A 23,830-nucleotide genomic window follows, 5' to 3' on the forward strand; every position below is an offset into this window, starting at 1 on the left:
CAAATATTTACGAGTTTTTATGACATAATCGTTCAAGACTGTTCATTCCATAGTCGGGTTGAACTTTCCTCCCCAATTGTTATTTTGTTCGAGATTAGGATTTTCCAATATTTTACTTTCCTGGATCGGGAAAAAATAATACGATTCCTGAATCAAAAATTTATTCTCGGCTATGGCACTGATCGGCACCATTCTAAGAATATATTTAAAATTATCGGGAGTCAACGAATATGTCTTGGCTTTCCGGGTAGCTTCGGCAATATCCATTTCTGAACCGTCTTCATTGATAGCAATGGCCTCGACTCCATATTTTTGCAGTCCGTTTAACTGCATCATATTACGGGTTCTACGAAGATCCATAAAACGATGCCCTTCAAAACATAATTCTACATTGCGTTCATCAAGAATAGCCTGCCGGATTTCTTTACGATTAGCAACTTTCAACCCATACAACCCATTTTCGCCGGCTTCGATACCTGCACGTTTACGAATTTGCTTCAGCATATCTACAGCCACATCCTGATGGTCCGTTTCATTGGCCGCCTCCGCATAGATAAACATGACTTCAGCCAATCTCATAAACGGATAATCATGATCATACGTAGATACCAAATCCTGACTCAAAGACAAATCAGATCCTTTACGCACATACATGCCGCTAATAGCATCATTCTGTGTAGCAGTGCTGCCCACATTGGGATTGATTCCATATGAATCTTCTCTGACAGCTATACCGACCGAAGTATATTGGCGATATCCTGAAGCCGTTCCCGACACCGGATATAAATCCGCATTATACAGGATACAATCCTCAAATCGGGGATCCCGATTTTGCCAGAATTTCTGTAAAAAGTCAGATTCAGCACCTGCATAATATTTACCGGCCGGATCATCAAACCGCTTTCCATCCAACATCGGAAACGCTTTTACCATATCCCAGGTCGGAGTATTACCGGCATTACTACGACTCAAAGAAGAGGGACGAATCGTGTTTTCCCAATTGGCCGTTTTATCCGGATTACTATAGATAATAGGAAAAACGACCTCGGAGTTGCCGTCCACCAACCAGTTATCTGCATAATTCGCAGTCAGTTTAATCCCCTGAGCTATACAGAAATCGTATGCCTCCTTCGCCGCCGTATAAGCTTCGTTCCAATATTTATTATCATACATATTACTTGGGTTAAACTGCGGAGAAGCCTTATAGAGCAACATCTTTGCCTTATAAGCCTTAGCAAAACACTGGTCTATACGCCCATAATCGTTACCGGTTGCTTTGGCCGGAAGCAACGCAATAGCATCATCCAGGTCCTTAATTATTAAATCAAAACACTCTGCCGTGGAAGTACGAGTCACATACAAATCATCTTCATCCTTATCCTGGGCTTTTGTAATATACGGCATACCTCCATGATAAACAACCATTTCACCATACTGATATGCTCTCATAAACAGCATTTGTCCCGTCAGGCTATTCTTAACAGATTCGGTACATCCTCCTTCTGCCAGATACTCAAGTCCTAAATTTATATTACGGATATTGGTATAATTCCATCGCTTATAACCACTGCCCGACGTTGTAATAGTACTCAACATAAAAGGAATACCCGTTTGCTGCTCAGCTGTATTATCCGCACTTGTAGACCAACCGCTAAAGATATCGCCATAGAGATCAGTCACATAAGCAGTTGCTAAGTTGTCATCATTCCAAACCAGGTCTGCATCATAGTTCCACAAGTTCGAGATATCCAAACTATTGCATCCATTGACCAGCAATATAGTTGCCAAACCAATCGATAATTGTTTTATTTTATTCAGTTTCATATTTTTTTAATTTTAGAATGAGAAGTTAAGTCCGAATGTAAATGATCTCATCAAAGGGAATGAATCATAGTATTTCTGTTCAGGGTCCATGAACTCATTCATCGCCGAGATAGAAAATAAGTTAGTTGCATTCATAAATACCTGGGCACGAGTCAATCCTAATGGACGAAGAACAGCCATAGGCAAATCATATCCTACATTCAGGTTTTTTAAACGAACATAGGCTCCATTCCGCATCCAGAAATCAGTATTACCATAACCTGATTCATACTGGTTCTTACCGATTACACGGGGATAAATACCATCAGGATTCTCCGGACTCCAGCATTTATCACTTGTCCAGATAGGATAATACGGACGAGTGTTACCACCATACTGCGGTATGCCCTGGGTTGCCTCACATCCTACCAACCGGTCATAGTTGCCAACACCCTGAAAATGCATATCAATAGTAATACCCTTCCAACTGAAGCTACCACCGAAACCATAGTTAATACGGGGAGTCCCGTTTGTGGACAACAAGTTATACGCGTCATTTCCATCAATCTTTCCGTCCGGCCCCGGAGCATAACCATCACCACGGGTATCCTGGAACAAAAGACCGCCAAGATACGGATCGCGTCCATACTGTTTGAATCCTTTGGCAATCAATTCATCTACTTCCGCCTGATCGGTCAACAAATGATCGACTTTCAACCCCGTGATACGCCCGGCCGACATTCCGACCAAAGACAAATCTTTCAGGTTACCAGTCATATAAATCACCGATTCATCCAATACGTCCCAACGATCTTTCGAGTAACCGATATTCATATAAAGAGAATAATTTATTCCATGTTTAGCCTTATCTCTCCAACCCAGCGTCACTTCACCACCTCTCCATGAACGTTCAGCATAATTTTCAGGAGCCAACGATGCCCCATAAGTACTTGGCAAAGTAGATGTTCTTGAACCTAAAATATCGGTTTCCTTTCTGTAGAACCCATCAACTGTTCCACTCAATCGATTATTCAAAAAGGTAAAATCCAAACCACCATTGATAGTCGATGAAGTAGCCCAGGTCAAATTATAAGTCGGCATACTGCCTGTCTGTATACCGTTTGCCAATCCGTTTCCAAACATATAACTGCTACCGGAAGTATATCTTTCTATATACTGGAAATATCCAATCGACGCATTCGATGTATTCAAATCGTTACCGGTTGTACCATAAGAAGCACGTATTTTTAAGTCGTCAAGCCAATTAGAAGCGCTCTCCATAAAGGCTTCTTTACTGATACGCCATCCAAGTGAGGCCGAGGGGAAAAAGCCCCATCTGCTTTCTTTAGGAAACTTATTATTTCCATCATAACGGAATGAGAACTCTGCTATATACTTGGAATCATAATTATATGTAGCACGTCCGATCCACGACAAATGCGAACCTAAGTTCTCCGATTCATTTACTGAAACCGTCCGTCTTTCCGGATCGGTTGAAAACACGAACCATTGGTCATAAGCCGTCAGCGGATCATTCGCTGTTGCATAGATGGCTTCACCCTGACTTTGAGCCTGCTCAAAAGTGATCATTCCGCCTACTTCATGCTTACCGAACTTATTTTTATAATTCACCGTCCAGTCAAACTGTTCATTCCAGAATTGGCGGGAACCATAAGTCAGATTCTCATAATTGGAACCAAACGTGAAGATATTATATTTATTCAAATCCAGCGGTCCCGGAACAAAACGGTTATTAGGATCAGCCGATTGAAAATTGTAGGCCTTCTGATGAGTAAGATATTTCTTGCGGGCATAGTCATTGATTATGTAATTTCCGGTTACTTTGGTTGATAATCCGGGTAAAAGCTTGCTCAAATCGATGTTTAATGATAAAATACCATTTACATTACGTCTGCGGGTTTTGATATAACGATCACCCAATATCACATCTGCGACATTCCAACCTTTAAAATTACTGACATCCGGATAAATAGGATAATCAGTCTTTTCGTTTGCCGGAGTACCATCCAGATACGCATAAGACGGAACCGTCCTCAAACAATTAAACGTAGTTCTGTAAAAGTCGAATATATCCTCACTGTCATCACCACTACCAGACCAATTAAAGCGTCTGTCATCTTTCTGATAACCGGAAACATTCGCATTCAAGGATATATATTTACTCAGATTCACTGTCAGATTGGATCGAAATGAATATTTATTATTTTCCAGATTCTTATAAGATCCTTCTTCCCTGATAAAACTACCTAAAACATAGTATTTGACTTTTTCCGTACCACCTGTCGCACTAATAGAATGCTTTGTATTCCATGGATTTTGCCAGATCAGATCATTCACATTATAATCATGTGTCTTGGCATACTCCATCTCTTCATCGTTGTTAGGCCGGGCAAGTCCGTTAGCCTCAGCCACTAAATTTTGATACACCAACTCTTTGTAAGCGCTCATATCATCCGTGAACAGCTTGCGGGTAGGTCTGTTGAACGTATATGATCCCTGATATTCAAATTTAGGTTTTCCCATGCTATCCGCGCCCGACTTAGTCGTTACCAGGACAACGCCATTACCGGCTTTAGAACCGTAAACAGAAGCTGTCGCAGCGTCCTTCAAGAAACTCAACTGATCGATTTCGTTCGATTCAAGCGCATCGAATGCCGCCTTGTCCCGAATGATTCCATCGATAACAAATAACGGGTCGCCGAATCCGCCACGCATACGGATTTCCGAACTTGCTCCCATAAAGCCGGAACTACCGACAATTGTCAATCCCGGTGCGCGCCCCGCTAATGTATTAGATAAGTTGGTCGTCGAAATGCTAGATAACTCCTCTGTTTTTACATTTGTAATAGCACCGGTCATATTTATCTTTTTCTCTACACCATATCCGATAACGATTACCTCATCCAGTTTTTGGGTATCTTCATGCAATGTAATCTGATAAGAACTCTTACCATCCTCCACCTGTACTTTCCGTTCCAAATAACCGATATAAGAAACAAGCAAAGTCGCCCCGGCCGGAATCTCGCTCAAGATGAATTTACCTTCGGCATCCGTCACCGTTCCGACTCCTTTGTTTCCTTCAAGAGTAATGTTTGCACCGATAACCGGTGTCCCTTCCTCATCGACAATAACTCCTGATATCTTCTTTTTATTCTGCTGAATTTCATTTACGATCAGCTGTTCTACCGTCCGAACATTCTTCTTTACATTATTATCTTTTAAAAACACACGGTTATTTACGATCTTATAAGAAATACCGGTATTCTTAAAAACCTCTTTGAGCACTTTTTCGATGTGTTCATTTTTAAAATTAACAAATACGTTGGAGATTTTCTTATTCAACAAGGCTTCGTCATAAGAAAATTCATATCCGGTTTGTTCACTGATACTCTGTATAACTGCACCGACCGTTGTGCTATTCAACGTCAGTTCCAGATTCACATACAAAGAATGCGCATCGCTTATCGCCATGGCGGGCGATGCAGAAGTCAAAAACATTGCTAATGTAGCAATAGAAACTTTTTTAATCATACATGTGATTTAATAATGTTAGTACTATTTTTTAGTTACATTTCTGTGTGTGTGTCAGTTTTTTCAATCATTTTCTCATAGGCATTACTTTTTAAATTGTTCGTATATGAAAACTTCGTTTTCTTCTATCTTATAATGTATTGGAGCCAGGTATTCCAATAATTTCAGGATATCAACCAACTCTTCATCATCATTAATCACACACCGGAATTTACGTTGTGCAAGAGCTGAAGACTCGATATTTATGTTTACATTAAATTTTACGGATAGTTTATTGACTATTTCACGCAGGGTCGCGTTTTCAAAAACAAACTGTCTCAGTCGCCAGGCTGTCAGAATATTCACATCGACAGTTTCTGTAGTATATTCATTCTTGTTTTGGTTATAAGTTACTTTTTCTCCGGGGGATACATCCAGCAGTTTATTACGGTTCGCATCCAGCAATTCTATTTCTCCGCTGACTAAAACAGCCTCTACTCTTTTATTTTCTACATCGGTCTTTACATCAAAAGAAGTACCTTTTACCTGGATATTCACATATCCGGTAAAGACATTAAATAGAGAAAATTGTTTCTGCTTTCTTTGAGACTTCAAAGAAAGCTTCTCCTTGCAAGGAGACCTGACGATTCTCGTCAGAGAAAGATTCCGGGTATTTTAATGTCGATCCACCCTTCAACCAAACGGACGTTCCGTCAGCAAGCACGACCTTTTTCACGTCTTGCTCGGGTTTGACCACAATACTTATATATTTTTCAGGCTTTAAATACTCATAACCCCCATAAAAGCAGGAAAACAGTATCAAAAAGACGGCAGCATACTGCAACACGTTACGCATTAACTTAAAACGGTTGGAACGATTGATCTTCACATTCAGTTTTTCCAATGCCTTTTCAATATGGTCCGAACTTTTATAATACATCATATTATAGGAAACACGAAGACGCATCACTTCAGATAATATCTTTTTATTATCCTGTGACAAGTTACTCCACTCCTCCATCTTCTGCATTTCATCGGAAGAGATATTTCCTGCCAGATATTTTGCCAAAAGTCCGTAATCAAATTCCATTTTTCATCTTTTATACAAGCTAAACGTATGAGAGGTAAAAACTACGGAGCAATCATTCATTTTTTTTAATTTCACTGACGAAAAAAATAAAGAAGAGATAATATGTAGAAATCATTTTTAGATAAATGTGCCCTAAGATACTTAATCGCCAGGTAAATATGACTCTCTACCGTGCGCTGTGGGATTTGGAGACGCTCGGATACTTCCTTTGCCTTTAAGCCTTCAATATAAGTAAGAATAAATATCTCACGCCGCTGGGTTGGCAATTTTTCCAGTAAATTATGTAGTTGCTCGTAAAAATCTTTTGAATAAATTTCTTCCAGGACCGACGCATCTGAACGTAATAAGGCATTATACTCTTCCAGATATGCGCTCTCCATATGAAGATTATATTTGTCGGCAGACTGTGTTTTTCTATAATAATCAATACAGCGGGTATAAGCCGCCTGAAACAGATAAGAATGAAACCCTTCTCCGGCGTATAGCTTTTTTCGATTTTCCCAAACATGCAAAAAAACATCCTGAACGACATCTTCCGCCACTTCCTGTTCCACCATAGCTGCGACATACGCCATAACACGGGGATAGTAATGACGAAACAAGCTGTTGAAAGCCTCACGGTTCCCTTCTCTTAACTGACTTAATAAAGAAACATCAAACATAAATATATTCAATTTATAAAGAAAGCTCTAAGTTTGCAGTAGCGTGAAGCATACTGGATAATATATAACACTTCTACGTTTTTAGTACGCCTGACAAAGGTAATATCAAAATAAATAAAAATAAAGGTTGCATAAAAAATATTCAGAATCTGTTTTGAATTTATTGTCAGATTACATTGTAGAAAGATTTGGACTATCAAAACGTGTATTTCATGCAACTCTTCTTTAGTTCACATCTCCCCGAAATATCAATTTGATCTATTAAGTTACAATAATCTATCACAAAGTTCATTATATAGCCATTTCTGTATCTGATGTATTTGATAGTTTGATTGAATCAGAATAAGAATAGTTACAATATTTAACACATCTGCTATTAATATCAATTCCAATATCTCGTTTTAAATAAATTTGAACTTCGTTTAAAACGAGATTATTTTCCTTTTAAACAAAATAGAGGTTCGTTTAAAAGAAAATTTTTGTTAATTGCAGTTGAATTTAGCCGTTTTTGGATGGTTTTATCACTTAAAATACATGTTTTTTAGCAGAATTATTTTCTGGAAGAGATAAAAACACACATACAATTCAAACAACACATTTACATGTATACAACTTTATTCACTCACTTTATCTATTTTATATCAACGAAACAAAGCAAAAAGGCACTCCAAAATCATAAAAATCAAAATAAAGACACTTTCAATCCTCTTTAGAATCGAATAAAAAACAATACACCCAAGCCCCGACACATACAACCTGCTGACAACAGAGGTAAAATGACATTTTGATAAACAGAGTCAAGGATGACGGTAAAGACAATTGAATCCGGATATAAAGGATATTATACAAAAGATCATTTAACCTATTAAGAAAAGACGTATATTTGTCATAATAAAGAAAGATGATATGGAAAGAATTTCAGTTACTGATTTTGGGCCTATCCAACATGCGGAGATAGAGATAAAACCGTTCTGCATTTTGATTGGGCATACTTCAAGTGGGAAAAGCACGGTGGCGAAGCTGCTGGATTTATTTAATAGTCAGGAGTTTTATTTCATTGAGCCGAAAGACAATCTCGTTCCTTTTATATCTTTGCTGAAAAAATACGATATAGACTTTGATTTTAAAGAGCATACATGTATTGTGTATAAAAAAGGTGAATATACATGGACTATTTCAAAAAAAGGGATAGAAACGGATTATCCTTTTACTGATATTGCCAATGAATGGTATCATGGGAATGTCCTATTTACAAAAAGCCATAGACCTTTTAGAGCACGAATAATCAAACTGCTGAATCTCTTAAATGAGGATATCCGTTTACCGGAGTTGCAGAATTTTGAACATATCGAACAATTTCCTGATGAAAAAATACGGGATAATCAATACATTCAATTCTATTCCCGATTAATGCATACTTATGTTTATAACGAAATCCCATCTGTTTATATTCCTGCAGAACGAATATTAATGTCAGTTCTTTCCAAAGCAATATTCAGTTTTTATGAAAAGGGAATAAATATCCCGGATTGCTTAAAAATATTTGCAAATAAGTATAGCTTGGCTAAAGACAATCAGGAACAATACAAAATAAATTTTCTTAATTTGGAAGTGCATTTTGATAGTACTACCAATGATAAAATCAGACTGGAAAATGGAGAAGAGATTGAATTGACCCAGGCATCGAGCGGTTTGCAATCAATTATCCCATTATTGTCTGTTTTTGATCTTGGTTTAGATATAGATACCTGCACTATCATCGAAGAACCCGAACTCAATCTGTACACCCAGGTACAGAAGGACCTGACAGAATATCTTGTCAAACGAACAAAAGAGATGAAGGCGAAGTTATTCATTACCACCCATAGTCCTTATATATTAAGTACTGTCCAAAATCTTTTGCAAGCCGGCAACGTTGCCGCAGAAAGTCCGGAGAAAGCAGAACAAGTGGCTAAACTCGTCAGTCCTGATAAATGGATCGATTACAAGGACCTGACTTGTCAGTTCTTTTCCAGCGACGGTACAAGCCACAATATTCTGGATGATGAATACCACACAATAGGTATTAATCAGATGGATGATGTTTCTGCCGAATTATCCGAAATTTACGATTCGCTTTTAGATATAAAATACAATGAGTAGCTGTAAATGTTTTAACCAAGAAGTAACTGGAAGAAGTTTAATAGAACGCCTCCCGGCAAGTACATGCCAATGCACATCAAAAGCACGTTTGATGGTTGAAGAGAATGGGCGCAAGTTTGTTTTGATTGTTTCAGACTGGAAGAATGTCGAAAAGATTAAAGTCGATGGTGCCCTTATCTGCAATCAGGAAAAAGAGAAATGCGATTATTTTTTCTTTTATTATCCTTCGGGAAAAACGAAAAATGATCGTCATGCTTATTTTGTGGAGCTGAAAGGTAAGAATATCGGCAAGGCGATGAGCCAGATCATTTCAACGATTCAATGCTTTATGCAAGAAGGGTTGCTCAAGAATATTTCTTTGCAAAAGGCGTTTATTGTCAGTTCGCGTTTTCCTCAAAAAGATCGGACAACCGAAAAATTGCAGGAAGATTTAAGAAAGAAATATAAATGTCCGCTTGTCATTAAGAACAATATGATAGAATATCGACCATAACGACCTGTTTATGCATACCTACTTTCTTATCCTGATTATATTTTCTTAAATATATTCGATACCTTTGTCCCCAAACGAATAAAAAGCAAAGAATATGAATTATTACGAACTGAAATTCACCTATGAATCGCCTATCGAGGCAACAATCATCAGTGATGTACTGGCGTCCGAACTGGGCGAAATCGGTTTCGAGAGTTTTACCGAAGACGAAGACGGCTTGCTGGCCTATGTATCCGACCAATTATATAATGTAAAAGCATTACAGGATAAACTGAATGAATTTCCGCTGGAAAACGTAACCATCCGGTACACCGAACAACTGGTGGAAAGCAAGGACTGGAACGAAGAATGGGAAAAAAACTATTTCAAGCCCATCCGTATCGGTAACGACTGCATCATCCGCGCTTCTTTCCACGAACCGGAACCGGGTTATACATATAATATTATAATAGACCCGAAAATGGCTTTCGGTACAGGCAATCACGAAACGACTTACCTGATGATCAGCGAAATGCTGAAACTCGACCTGGAAGGCAAAGACCTGCTGGATATGGGATGCGGAACAGCCGTACTGGCCATCCTGGCAAAAATGAAACACGCCAATAAAGTAGTCGGAATCGACATCGACGAATGGGCTTACAACAACGCGCTGGAAAATACCCGGTTGAACTATACGGAAGATATACAGATTGCCTTAGGCGGTGCCGAACAAATCCCCGCATTCGGTACATTCGATATTGTATTCGCCAATATCAACCGCAACATCCTGCTGAACGATATCAACCAATACGTCGGCTGCATGAAACCGGGAGCCACCCTTTTCATGAGCGGATTCTACACTGAAGACATTCCCGCCATCCAGGCAGAGTGCGAACGCAACGGATTGAAATTCATTTCCCACGCAGAGAAAAACAATTGGGTTGCCGTTAAGACACAGAAGCCATAACTTTATTTAACAGTAAAAGTTAACACAGAAGTAAACTATCATTCGAATAAAAGCGTTATTTTAGTAGACACATTTAAATGTAAGAGTTATGAAAAATGTAGATTCTAAATTATTACTAGGTTTGGTAGTTGGTGCAGCAGTTGGTGCAGCAGTTGGATATCTGGCAGCTACCGATAAGAGAGAACAGTTACTGGAAGAATTGAACGGTGTAGTTGGAAAAGTAAAAGAAGGCTTTAATTCCGCTCTCGCCAAGTACAAAGAAGGTAAAACTGAAGTTGTAAAAGCTACCGAAGAAATCGTAGCTGAATAATTATTTATGGAAAAAGATTCAGGAAAAATCTTTCGTGAGCTGAAAGATGATGTTTCAACTTACGTAGAATTAAAGCTTGAACTTTTAAAGTTAAGCACATACGAAAGAAGCGGCCAACTGATCGCCATTCTTTCGTATGGCTTAATTTTATTGTTTCTGGCTTTCTTTGCCATCCTGTTCATATTCCTGGCATTAGGGTTCTTTATGGGGGATATCTTCGGTTCGATGGGAACCGGCTTCGCTTTCGTGGCAGTGTTATATCTCCTATTGATCGGGCTCATTATAATGAATAAAGGCAGAATCTGCAACACGGTATTGAACGTAGTGATTGCAGCATTAAACGGTAATGACGAAAAAGATGATGCAACAGATACAAAACAAGCCACTGACGCCACTGGAGAAACTGATTTCTGACAAGGAAAGAATCCGGAAGCAATGTGTTATACAGGAACAAAAGCTGAATGACGACTTTTCTTATATCCAGGAAAATGCAGGCAGCCTTTTGATATCCGGTTTCACCACCTTACTATTTCCCAACACTAAATCAAAAAAAACAGAATCTACAGAAACAGCAACAACAGCCAGCCAGCCGGCAACCCCGATCGGTTTCTCGGATTATCTGAGTATCGCACAAGGCCTGCTGCCGGTAGCCTGGGATGTAGTCCGCCCATTCTTGCTGACATGGGGAATCAGAAAAGCTCAAAGCTGGTTTACAAACCTTCTGTTTAAGAAAAAGAAATAACTCCTAACATTTAATTTATGTTAGAGGGCATATTTTTCTCACATTAATAAAGGCAGAATAAAAAAACATGACTAAATTTGCAGTCGTTAAAAACAAGGATAAAATGAAACGTAATTTGATTCTCTTTATGGCATTCACCGCAATGCTGACGATATTGGCTTCATGCGCAACTCCTTGTGGCTGTTAAATGGATTTTATGTAATATTTTTAATAAACCCATAAAAGTTTTATTACAATGATTAAAGTAGGTATTAACGGTTTCGGCCGTATCGGACGTATGGTGTTCCGCGCTGCAGTTAAAAACTTCGGCAATGATATTCAGATTGTAGGTATCAACGACTTGTTGGATGCTGATTACTTGGCATACATGCTGAAATATGACTCAGTACACGGTCGTTTCGATGGTACAGTTGCTGTAGAAGGTAACAACCTGGTTGTAAACGGTAACAAAATCCGTTTGACTGCAGAAATGGATCCTGCTAACCTGAAATGGGACGAAGTTGGTGCTGAAGTTGTAGTTGAATCTACAGGTTTCTTCCTGACAGACGAAACTGCTCGCAAACATATCCAGGCTGGTGCTAAGAAAGTTATCATGTCTGCTCCTTCTAAGGACGCTACTCCTATGTTCGTTTATGGTGTTAACCACACAACTTACGCAGGACAGGACATCATCTCTAACGCTTCTTGTACTACTAACTGCTTGGCTCCTATCGCTAAAGTATTGAACGACAAGTTCGGTATCGTTAAAGGTTTGATGACTACAGTTCACGCTGCTACTGCAACTCAGAAAACAGTAGACGGTCCTTCTAAGAAAGACTGGAGAGGTGGCCGTGGTATCCTTGAAAATATCATCCCTTCTTCTACAGGTGCTGCTAAGGCTGTAGGTAAAGTTCTGCCGGTATTGAACGGTAAACTGACTGGTATGGCTTTCCGCGTTCCGACTTCTGACGTTTCTGTTGTTGACCTGACAGTAGTTCTGGAAAAGGCTGCTACAATGGACGACATCAAAGCTGCTATGAAAGAAGCTTCTGAAGGCGAATTGAAAGGTGTACTGGGTTACACAGAAGATGCAGTTGTTTCAACTGACTTCCGTGGTTGCTCTAACACTTCTATCTTCGACGCTAAAGCTGGCATCTCTTTGGATGACAACTTCGCTAAGATCGTTTCTTGGTATGACAACGAATGGGGTTATTCAAACAAAGTTTGTGAAATGGCTCGCGTTATCGCTGGTAAGTAATCAAATACAAATCAGTATATGGAAGCCGTCCTCCGCAAAGGGGACGGCTTTTTTTATTATCTTTGCACTAATGCGAAGACAGGCTGCACCTCGGCATAAAAAATGAACGAGTTCATTTTATTCTGCACTCAGTTTGCACTATCTTTGCTCCACAATGAGAACATATCAACTTATAACGATACTAGGTCCGACTGCTTCCGGCAAAACACCTTTTGCTGCAGCATTGGCCGACCGGCTGGATACGGAGATCATCAGTGCCGATTCACGCCAGATTTACCGTGGCATGGATATCGGTACCGGGAAAGACCTCGCCGATTATACCGTGAACGGTAAAGCAATCCCCTATCATCTGATCGATATCTGCGATCCGGGATATAAATATAATGTATTCGAATATCAGCACGACTTCTTCCGTGCCTACCAGGCCGTACAGGAAAAAGGCAAGCTCCCTATCCTTTGCGGTGGAACCGGCATGTATATCGAAGCGGTATTGAAAGGATACAAGCTGCTGGATGTTCCCCAAAATCCGGAGTTAAGGGAATCTTTGCAAGGCAAGTCGCTGGAAGAACTGGAAAAAATACTGGCCGGTTACAAAGTATTGCATAACAAGACAGACGTAGATTCCGCACAAAGGGCAATACGGGCTATCGAGATTGAAGAATACTACAAGACCGAAGCCCCTGATGCAAACGAATATGATCCGATCAACAGCCTGATCATTGGCATAAACATCGATCGGGAACTGCGACGCGAAAAAATATCCAGACGTCTGCGTGCCCGTCTGGAGGAAGGCATGGTAGACGAGGTAAAAGGCATCATTGCCTCCGGCGTCAAACCGGAAGACCTCATTTATTACGGATTGGAGTATAAATATCTCACATTATACATCATAGGTGAACTTTCTTACGAAGAAATGGTTTCCCAATTAGAGATAGCCATCCACCAGTTTGCCAAACGTCAGATGACCTGGTTCCGCGGAATGGAACGCCGGGGTTGCACGATCCATTGGATAGATGCCACATTACCGACAGAGGAAAAGATCAGGCAAACATTGGAGTTGTTGGAACAAAACAATATATAACAATTATGATAACAGTTAACGATTTTAAGAATAAAGATAATTTCTTCCTGATGGCGGGTCCTTGTGTGATCGAAGGGGAAGACATGGCGCTACGTATCGCCGAAAAGGTTATCGGCATCACCGAGAAGCTGAATATTCCATATATCTTCAAAGGCTCATACCGCAAGGCAAACCGCTCCCGTCTCGATTCATTTACCGGGATCGGCGATGAGAAAGCCTTAAAGATTTTACGCAAAGTAAGCGAAACATTCAACGTCCCGACCGTTACGGATATACATGAAACCCATGAAGCCGCCATGGCTGCCGAATATGTAGATGTCCTGCAAATCCCGGCTTTCCTTTGCCGTCAAACGGACCTGCTTGTCGCCGCCGCACAAACCGGAAAGATCGTCAACATCAAGAAAGGACAGTTCCTTTCTCCCGGAGCCATGCAATTCGCCGTACAAAAGGTTGCCGATGCAGGGAATGACAACGTCATGATCACCGAGCGGGGAACTACATTCGGTTATACAGACCTGGTTGTCGATTACCGGGGCATCCCGCAAATGCAGGATTTCGGCTATCCGGTCATCATGGATGTAACCCACTCATTACAACAGCCCAACCAGACATCCGGCGTAACAGGCGGTCTGCCGGCATTGATAGAAACAATAGCCAAAGCCGCTATCGCTGTCGGCACCGACGGTCTCTTCATCGAAACTCATCCAGAACCTTCCAAAGCGAAATCCGACGGAGCCAATATGCTACAATTAGATTTGCTCGAAGGCTTACTGACACGTTTAGTCCGCATCCGTGAAGCAATCAAATAAATGTCATGACTTTTAAAAACAAAAGAAGGGACCTTCGCAAATGAAAGTCCCTTCTTTTGTTTTCAAAAGTCATATCTTCGTTATCCCATCTTACTTATCTTTCTCAGCTTATCCTCATCTATCAACTTGATCTTTCTACCGTCGATAGCAATGATACGCTCAGTTACAAATGTCGATAAGGTACGGATAGCATTGGAAGTAGTCATATTCGACAAGTTTGCCAAATCTTCACGAGACAGGTAAATACTCAATGTAGCCCCGTCTTCTTCCAGACCGTAACTATCTTTCAGGAATAATAAAGATTCCGCCAGACGACCCCGGATATGTTTCTGGGTAAGATTAACGGTACGTTCATCCGCCACTCCCAAATCAAACGATAACTGACGAATAAAAAACATTGCCAGATTTGGATTACCCATCAGCAAGTCCGTCACTATTGTCATCGGTATCAAACAAACAACAGATGCTTCAAACGCCGAGGCATTTGTCAGGTAATTTTCCTGAGCGAAATTAGCACGGTAACCAAAATACTGCACGGGTTTGATCATGCGGATGATTTGGCTGCGACCGCCGACACCTTCCTTAAAAATCTTTACCTTACCTCTCAGCAAACACATCATGTCCCTTGGTTCGTCGCCCTCGCAATAGATCAACTCGTTACGTTTGAAATGCTGGATCGTCGAATTATTACGGAGAACTTCCCGCTCTTTGTCGGTCAGTACTCTCCATACTTCTGCTAAACTGGCCGATAGATCGACCTCTTCTTTTTGTTGCTTAACCACGACTGTTTTATAACATACTTATGAAGCACAAATGTACAACTTTTCTTTTGAAATAATAAAATGTTTAATACGATAAATTGTATTTATAATTACATTTTACTTTCTTTTACTACTAATTTGAATTTTATTCGTTACGTTTGTAGCAAAAGGGGTGATATTTTGTTGAAAAGGTACGTTTTGATATTTGCTCTGATTTTATTGACTATAAATGCTGCCGCCAAACAGGAAAGCACTTATAGAAGTAAAGTGTTGCCTGATTTAAAAGAAAAAACAGAATCGTCCGTAAAGGCCGATTCCATTATGAAAGAGGTAATTAAAAACGCCGAAAAATACCAGCATGTCCTTTCAAAGTACGAAGCGGAAATATATATAAAAGGGCGTACGGAAATACTGAAACAGAACTTTCTGATACGTTTCGCACATCATCTCTTCCCGGTCGACAGGAAAAACAAGGATATGATCTTCGAAATGGTAAGTGAGTCGAAATTCAATGCTCCCAACAATTTCCTGCACAACTTCCAGGCCGTAAACGGAAATAGTATCCCCAACAACAAGAAACAGCAGGAAGCATTGAGTTTTCTGAACCTCAATGTCTATTCTTCTACCATATATAATGAAGGTATCATCACTCCTATGACCAACCAGGCTTCCAAATTCTATACATTCGACCTGGAAAGTGTCAGTGACACCAGCGGGCTCAGGATCTATAAGATACGGTTCATGCCCAAATTATGGAGCCAGAAGCTAATCTGCGGCGACCTGTATATCCGCGACCAATCCTGGATCATCGACAAGATAGATGTGAACGGACGTTTCGATTTTGCCGAATTCAACCTGATCATGACTTTCGGACGCGATTACCGCCGCTTTATCCTTCCGGATAAAGCCAGCCTGTATCTGCGCTACCATGTCCTAGGAAATGCCATTGCCACCAGCTACCATTCTTCTTTCAAATACAAAGCGGTGGAATGGGTAGAAGAAGATAACGAAACGCAAAGAAAAAGATCACTGGACCTGACCGGATATTATAAATTATCCTCAGATACGGTTCCCATCATTTCAGACACGACATTCTGGAACAAAAAACGCGATATTCCTTTGACAAAAGAAGAAGAGAAGTTATATCATGTCGCCAACAATACGAATGAACAGAAAATAGATTCTGCGAATATCACCAAATACCTGAAACTGACAGAAAAGTTCACGAATACCATCAGCATGGACTATAAAACGACCCGCCTCAAATATTCGGGAATATTCAACCCGTTCCAACTGGGATATTCAGGGCATAACGGAATAACGTACAGGCAACGTCTGCGCATCAGCAAAACTTTCGACAAAGACCGCCAGCTCCGTTTCCGTCCGGACGTCGGTTTTGTATTTAAGCGGAAAGAAATCTTTTTCACCGTGTCCGGAGACTGGGAATATCTGCCGGAGAAAAAAGGCATATTGAGCCTCTCGATCGGTAATGGTAACCAGAGTTATTCTTCAGCCATTATGAAAGAGATAAACGAGCAGTTGAAAGACTCTACATTTAATTTCGATGACCTAAATCTGGAATATTTCAAACACTACTATGCTGAAATACGCAACAACATCGAACTGTTCAACGGATTCCAACTATGGACCGGCGTTTCCTACCACCGCCGGATACCGGTAAAAAAGAAAAGTGATATTTCAAACCCCGGAGAAGGGATAGAAGAAATCATCAATGATAACTATCATGACTTTACTCCCGTCGTCGGCTTTTCCTATACGCCACGCCAGTATTACTGGATGGACGGATATCGCAAAGAATATCTATATTCCTATTATCCGACCATTTCAGTCGAATTTGCCCGTGCAATCCCCGGAGTAGGTAAAAGTTCCGGTGATTACGGACGAATCGAAGCGGATATTCACCAAAGCATCGCACTCGGTTTGTCCAGAAAACTCAATTATCACATCAGCGGAGGCATTTACCTGAATCCCAAATCTATTTACTTTGCCGATTTCCGTTATTTCTCACGCCGCCAGTTCCCTGAATCGTGGGGAGATGAATTCGGAGGAGTCTTCAACCAACTAAGGAGTTTCTGGTTCAATGCATCCGACAAATATGTGCAAGGACATATTATGTACGAAAGTCCCTTCATCCTGTCACAACTTTTCAAGAAGAAAACATCTAAGTACATTCTGTCTGAACGCTTTTATTTCAGCCAACTGTGGACACCCGTTTTACCGAGTTACACAGAGGTAGGATATGGTTTCGGTAACCATATTTTCAATGTTGCCGCCTTTGCCGGATTCGATAGATGGAAATACCAGAATATCGGCCTCAAGTTTGCCTTCGAACTATTTTAATAGGACATTTGTGGGCGAACGATCATTATACCGCTGTTACGCTTGATACTTTCCACATATTCCTGTAAAGGAGCTTCGTTGACTATCACTTTCTTTTGCGTAGTAGAGGCATGGATAAAGGTCAGTTTATCCCCTACCCGGCAAACGACACCGACATGAGATATATCCAGACCTTTGATTGTTGTGACAAAACAAACGATATCTCCGTCTTTTATGCCTGTTGCGTTCCGGTTTATCTCGGTTTCCGGTATATAATAATAAGGACGGGCGTTGATCTCTTTCTCTTTCGCGGCAATCCGGGCTGTCAATTCCGGATTTTCTTTCAATGGCTTATAACTATCGGGATGCGTCGACATAAAAGAGACATTCACCGGCAGGGAGATGCCTCCGGCCGCTGAAGTAACATCCTCCACTATTCCTTTGCGCTGGTTCTCGAAAATCCAGTCGGTGGTATAATGCAAGCGATCGGTATAGTCATGAATCTCTCCATTCCGGTAACGAAGTGCCTGTAAATTCTTACAAAAGGTTTCAAACGAAGGGTTCTCACTTTGAATTGTCCGTGTCAGGGCAACTACATTCTCCACCAATGTCATGCAATCCATCTCACGCAGGTTGACAACCAACCTTTCCGGCTCCATCTCTAATGTTGCAGCCACATAAGGAGTGCCTAAAAAGAAACGTGCCGTTTTAACCATCAATTCACCGGTGGGCAAAGATTTATTTGCTTTCATCTCTGAAACATACTGGTCAAAGACAACCCGGTCAGCCTCTGTATAAGAAACCTTATCCGCCGCTTGCCCACAGAAACAAATTAAACAGACTAAGAATGTCAAGAAAATCGTTTTCATAAATTCAATATTTATCAGATTTGAATATTACTTTTCTCTTGATAGAAAAGTAACCAAAAGATCAAGGTTGCACTTTCGTTTTCAACAATTCCTCCAACTTAATCAACTCGTCCCTGAACTGAGCGGCCTCAATAAAGTCTAACTTCTTGGCAGCTTCCGTCATTTGCTTTTTGGTACGTTCGATTGCTTTTTCCAGCTGCGGACGAGTCATATACTTAACAACAGGATCGGCAACCAGACTTGGTTCCGGTTCGACATAAGCATACGGTTCGGCTGTAGCCGGCTGTTTCTCACCCAGAAGAGAGACGCTGGTCTTGACAACCTGCCGGGGAATAATGCCATGCTTTTCGTTATAGGCAAGCTGCTTTTCTCTGCGACGGGTCGTTTCGTCCATTGTCAGTTGCATACTGGCGGTTATCTTATCTGCATAGAAAATAACCTTTCCATTCACATTACGGGCAGCACGTCCGGCAGTCTGCGTCAGGGAACGGTGAGAACGAAGGAAGCCTTCTTTGTCTGCATCCAGAATAGCCACCAGAGAGACTTCCGGTAAATCCAGTCCCTCACGAAGCAAGTTTACCCCAATCAGCACATCAAACAAACCTTTCCGCAAATCATCCATAATCTGGATACGTTCCAGAGTATCCACATCACTATGGATATAATTACAACGTATTCCCATCCGGGTCAGATAAGCGGTCAACTCTTCCGCCATACGTTTAGTCAGCGTCGTGACCAGGACACGTTCATCTTTAGCCGAACGCTGCGTTATCTCTTCCATCAGGTCATCGATCTGATTCAATGTCGGACGAACCTCGATAACCGGATCGAGCAATCCGGTCGGACGAATCACCTGGTCGACAACAATCCCCTCGCTCTTCTCCAGTTCGTAATCGGCCGGAGTCGCACTGACATAAATAGCTAACGGGGTCATCGATTCAAATTCATCAAACATTAGCGGACGGTTATCCATCGCCGCCGGCAGACGGAAACCATATTCTACCAGGTTCTTTTTACGGGAATAATCTCCCCCGTACATGGCCCGTATCTGTGGGATCGTGACATGGCTTTCATCGACTACCAACATAAAATCTTTCGGGAAATAATCGAGCAGGCAGTAAGGACGTTCACCGGCCATCCGGCCGTCAAAATAACGGGAATAGTTTTCTATACCCGAGCAATGTCCCAACTCGCGAATCATCTCCAGGTCGAAGGTTACACGTTCATACAAACGCTTCGCCTCATAATGCTTGCCAATCTCTTTCAGGAAATTCACCTGCGTACCGAGGTCGACATCGATCTGGCCGATAGCCATATTTATACGTTCCTGGGTGGTGACAAATAAATTGGTCGGATAAATATTCAGTTCATCCTGCTCGTCAATCTCCTGTCCGGTCTTCGGGTCGAAGGAAGACAGACGGTCTATTTCATCGCCCCAGAACTCGATACGGTAAGCCACTCCGTCAAACGATTCGATTGCCGGAAATATATCGACCGTATCTCCGTTTACCCGGAAACATCCACTGTTAAACTCTAACTTATTGTTTACATATAAAGCATCGACAAAACGGCGTAACAACTTGTCGCGGTCAATCTGCATTCCTTTTTCCAGATGGGTCACCTTTTCGGCAAACGCCGTCGGGTCAGCCATACCATACAGGCAGGATACGGAAGAAACAACAATCACATCCCTTCTCCCCGACAACAAAGAAGCTGTCGTACGAAGACGGAGTTTATCTATCTCTTCATTAATCTGCAAATCCTTCTCGATATAGGTATCCGTAGTAGGCAGATAAGCCTCCGGCTGATAATAATCGTAATAAGAAACAAAATATTCTACGGCATTATTCGGAAAAAAGGCTTTGAACTCGCTATACAACTGCGCAGCCAGCGTTTTGTTATGACTTAATATTAAAGTAGGACGTTGTACCTCCTTAATCACATTGGCAATAGTAAACGTCTTTCCCGAACCTGTTACTCCGAGGAGCGTCTGGAAAGGCACACCACTCTGAATGCCCTCCGAAAGAGCCGCTATTGCTTCCGGCTGATCTCCCGTCGGGCTGAATGGTGATGATAACTCAAAATTCATTATTCGTATAGTCCTTTTTTAGGTATAACTATCCAGAGTATCAAATAAGCTATAACCCCGGAAAACACAGTAAATATACTCAACAGTATATAGCCGACACGTACCAGCGTCGGGTCCCAACCAAAGTAATCTGCAATACCGCCGCATACTCCGGCAATCATTCCATTATTCGAACGATAAAGTCTTCTTGGTGCTTCTTCTTCCATGATGTCTTATTTTTTGTTTCGTAAAGATAGTATATATATCTATATGGCAGAAGTAATCCGGTTACAAATTGAACCAGTAATTCATCTTCAGCATAAAAGTATTCGTTGCCGGAAGGCCGAACATACGGTCCAGGTTATTCCCCCAGCCTGTCACCCGGTGGTTGTCCTGGTTGGACATGCGATGCTCCCAGACAAAATAGATCGTAGAACCCGGCAAATATTCCCAACGGGCCACCAGGTTGGAACGGAACTCATTAAAACTAAAGTCCGGATTCCTGAAGGATGCTTCTCGTCCCCCACTTTTTAGATGATAGCTTCCGTCCGAATAACCGATTTCATCTCCGGAAAAGAGATGGAAACGTTTGTCATACGTACGGGATTCCGTATCCGCTGCCTCTTTAAAATCAGAGAACTTCGCAGTCGAGGTAAACGGGGAACCATAGAACTGTATGGAGATATCCGGAGTGAGATTGACCTGCAAACGCATTGTCAGGCCATACGTTTTCTGGTCCATGTGCCCCATCAGATAGATCAGCGAAGGGTCGGTCTGAGCGGGAGATGCCGATGCCGTTAATGTTCCGACATACTGCATATTGTCCGTATTCCAGGCATAATCCACCTGCCCCGACAAATACACATGATTTCCTAAGCGGAAAGTCAGGCTGGGTGACAACGTATTAAAACGGTTATACCCGTCCAGATTATGATTTCCTTCATATTTCAACATGAACATCATCCGCTTTGCCTTATCCGTATTCACTTTAACCGAAGTCTGGAAATAAGGATTCAACCGCATATCCCAGCCTCCGCGAAGCAAACGGCTATCCAACCGATTCCAGACGAAAGTTTCCTTCATATCCATTTCATAACGGCTCATTGTCATACTCTGCCAGCGAAGGGCGACATCGTTGCTGAAAGGAGTTCCCCCATAATTCCACTGGTTTTTCTGGGTAAACGTAAAGGCATTATAACGGAATAACTTCCAGATATCCGTTTGGCGGTACACCACTTCCGTTTCATTCGTCCGGTTATCCGCTTCTTTCATATACCCCATGTCATTCAGGTCGAAACCGGGAGACGACCAGCTAAAAGTTTCCGAGAAAGCCCACTTGGCATTTCCCTTCCGTCCGACTTTCACATAACCGCCGGTTCCGTTCAGAGAACGGCGGTCAGGGTCCACTCCCAGATAACCGGATGCCGATGCACGCTGATAATAATGAACCGGACTGGTTTGCCGGACAGCTATCGCCTCTTTGCTTCCGTTCAGGGAACTGAACATTCCCTTTACATCTATATAATAAAGACGGTTCTTGAAATACTGGGTAAAATCTATTCCTGCCGTAAAAGCGTTACGAACCATAAAGTCTTCCAGATAAGGCTGGTCCAATGCCCGATTGACGGATGCGACCATTCCTCCAAGCAGGCTATTTCCTTTCCAGTTTTTCTGTACGCGGGCTACTGTATAATTTGTCAGCGGCTCCACGACTTCAACATCTTCAACCCCGTTACGGGTCACGTTAGCGGAAGAACGAGCCGTTACGCTCTGCACCACGCCTACTGTCACTCCGCGTCTGTTTGTCCCGGTCAGCTTCAGGGCACCGATGATAGGAACATTGTCTTTGCTGTCTGCAAAACTGTTGATATTGTCGATTCCCTGTGGAGTATATGAGGGAGCGGCACCGATACGACGGGTATAAAACATCATGTCACTGCCATTGGCAAAATCAAGGATATGTTTTCCCTCCAGGAAGAAAGGACGTTTCTCGTCATAAAATGTTTCGTAAGCCGTCAGGTTCATCACCGAAGGGTCCAGTTCCACCTGGCCGTAGTCCGGATTGACCGTCAGGTCCAGCGTAAAATCCGAAAGGGCGAACTTCGCATCCAGGCCGACATTGCCACCCCAGCTATGTCCTTTCTGATAAGGGCTTCCGGCAACCTTCGGTTCATTCCGGTATTTTCCCATCACATACGGGAGAAATTCGATGCCACGAGGCTTCGGCAAATCGTCCATCCCGTGCATCTCTCCGAAAGAAAAGACATGTCCGTTATTCTTCAGAGGAATCATGCTCCAGTTCTGAACCTCATTATTCTGACGTCTGATACGGCGGACATGAAGTCCCCAGATGCCATCATCGGAATGCTGGTTATATCGTAATTGGCTGAACGGGATACGCAATTCCGCCGTCCAACTGGAATCAGCCATGTCAATATGAGTCTTCCCTTCCCATACGGCATTCCAGCTTAAATTGACATTCAGCTTATCGGTCACGACCAGGTCAGTCTTGTTTCCCCCCAGATTGATATTAAACTCCGGAGCGGCCCGGTAATCATGATACGTATCAAAGGCAACACTGATAAGGTCGCCCATGCTGTTATCGTCGCGGTTGCCGATAAAGCGGTTCATCTTTTTCGGATGGCTTTCCTTACAATAGACACCGACATAGATATACTTATTGTCATAGAATAGTTTCACACGGGTAGGCGCATCCGGCATTTGCCGTTCATAAGGAATAATCTGAACAAAACGGTCGGACCACTCGCCCTGCTTCGTCCAGAAATCTTCATCCAGGCGCCCATCCATAACCGGCTTCGCCCCTGTCACTTTCGTTATATTATAAACACGTTTATATGCCGCTTCAAAAGGGACAATAGAATCTTGTTGCGCCTTACCCAGGGCACAAGACAACAACAAGGCAACAAAGGACAATCGGTATTTCAT

The 23,830-nt window shown here is 41.9% G+C and carries 20 protein-coding genes; 10 read left to right on the forward strand and 10 right to left on the reverse strand.

What is annotated here, in order from left to right; genetic code table 11:
• Positions 1-42: 42 nt before the first annotated feature.
• From DWW91_RS24980 to DWW91_RS25000, 5 genes are all read right to left on the reverse strand, one after another.
• Complete coding sequence (locus DWW91_RS24980; RefSeq protein WP_122329243.1) at positions 43-1,824, reverse strand: RagB/SusD family nutrient uptake outer membrane protein; 1,782 nt, start codon at positions 1,822-1,824, stop codon at positions 43-45.
• Between the two features lie 12 nt (positions 1,825-1,836).
• Positions 1,837-5,355, reverse strand: a complete 3,519-nt coding sequence (locus DWW91_RS24985) for a TonB-dependent receptor (RefSeq protein ID WP_010799860.1) — start codon at positions 5,353-5,355, stop codon at positions 1,837-1,839.
• A gap of 84 nt (positions 5,356-5,439) precedes the next feature.
• Positions 5,440-5,949 carry a FecR family protein gene (locus tag DWW91_RS24990; RefSeq protein WP_154278286.1) on the reverse strand — a complete coding sequence of 170 codons (510 nt, stop codon included), beginning with the start codon at positions 5,947-5,949 and terminating at the stop codon, positions 5,440-5,442.
• Positions 5,909-6,424 (reverse strand): FecR domain-containing protein, encoded by a 516-nt coding sequence (locus DWW91_RS24995; RefSeq protein ID WP_122329244.1) that lies wholly within the window; start codon positions 6,422-6,424, stop codon positions 5,909-5,911. Before DWW91_RS24995 ends, DWW91_RS24990 begins: the two co-directional genes overlap by 41 nt.
• 71 nt (positions 6,425-6,495) lie before the next feature.
• Positions 6,496-7,086: an RNA polymerase sigma-70 factor gene (locus tag DWW91_RS25000; protein ID WP_122329245.1), complete on the reverse strand. Its 591-nt coding sequence runs from the start codon at positions 7,084-7,086 to the stop codon at positions 6,496-6,498.
• A 906-nt stretch (positions 7,087-7,992) separates the two neighbouring features.
• Here DWW91_RS25000 and DWW91_RS25005 point away from each other — a divergent pair.
• From DWW91_RS25005 to kdsA, 9 genes are all read left to right on the forward strand, one after another.
• Entirely contained in the window at positions 7,993-9,228 is a 1,236-nt protein-coding gene (locus tag DWW91_RS25005) for an ATP-binding protein (RefSeq protein ID WP_122329246.1), read from the forward strand.
• Positions 9,229-9,319: 91 nt separating this feature from the next.
• The gene (locus tag DWW91_RS25010) at positions 9,320-9,721 is read left to right on the forward strand and encodes a hypothetical protein (RefSeq protein ID WP_122329247.1); all 402 of its coding nucleotides are present in this window, start codon (positions 9,320-9,322) and stop codon (positions 9,719-9,721) included.
• A 94-nt stretch (positions 9,722-9,815) separates the two neighbouring features.
• Positions 9,816-10,667: a 50S ribosomal protein L11 methyltransferase gene (gene prmA, locus DWW91_RS25015; protein ID WP_122329248.1), complete on the forward strand. Its 852-nt coding sequence runs from the start codon at positions 9,816-9,818 to the stop codon at positions 10,665-10,667.
• An 88-nt stretch (positions 10,668-10,755) separates the two neighbouring features.
• On the forward strand, positions 10,756-10,977 hold the full coding sequence (locus DWW91_RS25020; protein WP_007652933.1) for a YtxH domain-containing protein: 222 nt from the start codon (positions 10,756-10,758) through the stop codon (positions 10,975-10,977).
• 6 nt (positions 10,978-10,983) lie between these two features.
• The gene (locus DWW91_RS25025; RefSeq protein ID WP_048317187.1) at positions 10,984-11,391 is read left to right on the forward strand and encodes a phage holin family protein; all 408 of its coding nucleotides are present in this window, start codon (positions 10,984-10,986) and stop codon (positions 11,389-11,391) included.
• On the forward strand, positions 11,336-11,719 hold the full coding sequence (locus DWW91_RS25030; protein WP_233584573.1) for a hypothetical protein: 384 nt from the start codon (positions 11,336-11,338) through the stop codon (positions 11,717-11,719). Before DWW91_RS25025 ends, DWW91_RS25030 begins: the two co-directional genes overlap by 56 nt.
• A gap of 235 nt (positions 11,720-11,954) precedes the next feature.
• Complete coding sequence (gene gap / locus DWW91_RS25035) at positions 11,955-12,956, forward strand: type I glyceraldehyde-3-phosphate dehydrogenase (protein WP_007652928.1); 1,002 nt, start codon at positions 11,955-11,957, stop codon at positions 12,954-12,956.
• Positions 12,957-13,110: 154 nt separating this feature from the next.
• On the forward strand, positions 13,111-14,037 hold the full coding sequence (gene miaA, locus DWW91_RS25040) for a tRNA (adenosine(37)-N6)-dimethylallyltransferase MiaA (protein ID WP_048317200.1): 927 nt from the start codon (positions 13,111-13,113) through the stop codon (positions 14,035-14,037).
• Between the two features lie 5 nt (positions 14,038-14,042).
• Complete coding sequence (gene kdsA, locus DWW91_RS25045; RefSeq protein ID WP_007652920.1) at positions 14,043-14,846, forward strand: 3-deoxy-8-phosphooctulonate synthase; 804 nt, start codon at positions 14,043-14,045, stop codon at positions 14,844-14,846.
• Positions 14,847-14,926: 80 nt separating this feature from the next.
• Here kdsA and DWW91_RS25050 read toward each other — a convergent pair whose 3' ends face one another.
• The gene (locus DWW91_RS25050) at positions 14,927-15,565 is read right to left on the reverse strand and encodes a Crp/Fnr family transcriptional regulator (protein ID WP_154278289.1); all 639 of its coding nucleotides are present in this window, start codon (positions 15,563-15,565) and stop codon (positions 14,927-14,929) included.
• A gap of 123 nt (positions 15,566-15,688) precedes the next feature.
• On the opposite strand from DWW91_RS25050, the gene DWW91_RS25055 reads away from it, so the two are divergent.
• Complete coding sequence (locus tag DWW91_RS25055; RefSeq protein ID WP_007652917.1) at positions 15,689-17,968, forward strand: DUF5686 family protein; 2,280 nt, start codon at positions 15,689-15,691, stop codon at positions 17,966-17,968.
• Here DWW91_RS25055 and DWW91_RS25060 read toward each other — a convergent pair.
• From DWW91_RS25060 to DWW91_RS25075, 4 genes are all read right to left on the reverse strand, one after another.
• A complete protein-coding gene (locus tag DWW91_RS25060) occupies positions 17,965-18,816 on the reverse strand; it encodes an N-acetylmuramoyl-L-alanine amidase-like domain-containing protein (protein WP_122329250.1) in 852 nt (283 codons plus the stop codon). The genes DWW91_RS25055 and DWW91_RS25060 overlap by 4 nt on opposite strands.
• A 61-nt stretch (positions 18,817-18,877) precedes the next feature.
• Positions 18,878-20,905, reverse strand: a complete 2,028-nt coding sequence (gene uvrB / locus DWW91_RS25065; protein ID WP_122329251.1) for an excinuclease ABC subunit UvrB — start codon at positions 20,903-20,905, stop codon at positions 18,878-18,880.
• Complete coding sequence (locus DWW91_RS25070) at positions 20,905-21,111, reverse strand: PspC domain-containing protein (protein WP_007652914.1); 207 nt, start codon at positions 21,109-21,111, stop codon at positions 20,905-20,907. Before DWW91_RS25070 ends, uvrB begins: the two co-directional genes overlap by 1 nt.
• Before the next feature lie 61 nt (positions 21,112-21,172).
• The gene (locus tag DWW91_RS25075) at positions 21,173-23,830 is read right to left on the reverse strand and encodes a DUF5916 domain-containing protein (protein WP_122329252.1); all 2,658 of its coding nucleotides are present in this window, start codon (positions 23,828-23,830) and stop codon (positions 21,173-21,175) included.

This window comes from Parabacteroides sp. AF17-3, from assembly GCF_003635445.1.
GTDB lineage: Bacteria > Bacteroidota > Bacteroidia > Bacteroidales > Tannerellaceae > Parabacteroides > Parabacteroides goldsteinii.